The 776-nt window shown below is 43.4% G+C and carries 1 pseudogene; it reads right to left on the bottom strand.

Annotated features, from left to right (window positions below):
• Positions 1-107: 107 nt before the first annotated feature.
• A pseudogene (locus GZ1_RS18760) lies at positions 108-594 on the bottom strand (phospho-sugar mutase); the annotation flags it as partial.
• Between the last annotated feature and the right edge of the window lie 182 nt (positions 595-776).

The following is a 776-nucleotide window of genomic DNA, read 5'->3' as shown; positions in this document are numbered from 1 at the left end:
TTTCACCAAATCATGGATAAGAATAGTATAGCACATATGTTCTATTTTTAGGAGAAAAAACAACCGATTCCTCTCCCACCTACACTTTGTTTAGAGGTAGGAGACTTCTCGGTAAATATGTTAAACCCGTTATACTCCGGCGGATTATGACTTGCGGTAATGACAACACCGGCAAACGCTCCGAGATAACGAACGGCAAACGACAGCTCTGGCGTTGGACGAAGCTCTTTAAATAAGTAAGCTTTAATCCCATGCTTCCCAACCGTCTTAGCCACTTCCAACGCAAACTCCGGCGACTTATGGCGGGAATCATAGGCAATCACGACACCGCGTTCTTTCGCTTCTTCGCCTTGTTCAACAATATAACGCGCTAATCCTTCCGATGCCTTGCGAATAGTATAGATATTCATCCGATTCGTGATTCGTACCAGGACCAATCTCCCCGCGCATACCGCCTGTGCCGAATTCTAAGTTTTTGTAAAAGCTCTCTTCAAGGGCTTTTTCATTATGCTGCATAGAAATTAATTGTTGTTTCAATTCTGCATCTAGCTCTGGATAGGAAAGCCATTTTTCTACTATTGCTTTATATGTCATCTTTCTGTCCCCTCCCTTTTGTTGTTTACGAGTTTTGCTGAAATGACCCAACACTCCCCCGTTTGCCCGAAAGGAATGTCATACCCGTACAAATCCTGCAATTTCGTTTCGCCCCTAGATGCGTTCCTAGAAAGCGGGGCGCAAGAAAATTGGTTGTTTCAATAAAAACTCTTCCTTTTTCT

It is taken from the genome of Geobacillus zalihae NBRC 101842, assembly GCF_001544135.1.
Taxonomy (GTDB): domain Bacteria; phylum Bacillota; class Bacilli; order Bacillales; family Anoxybacillaceae; genus Geobacillus; species Geobacillus zalihae.
Note: the sequence above shows the minus strand (reverse complement) of the source record. Positions and strands in the feature narration are given on the sequence as shown.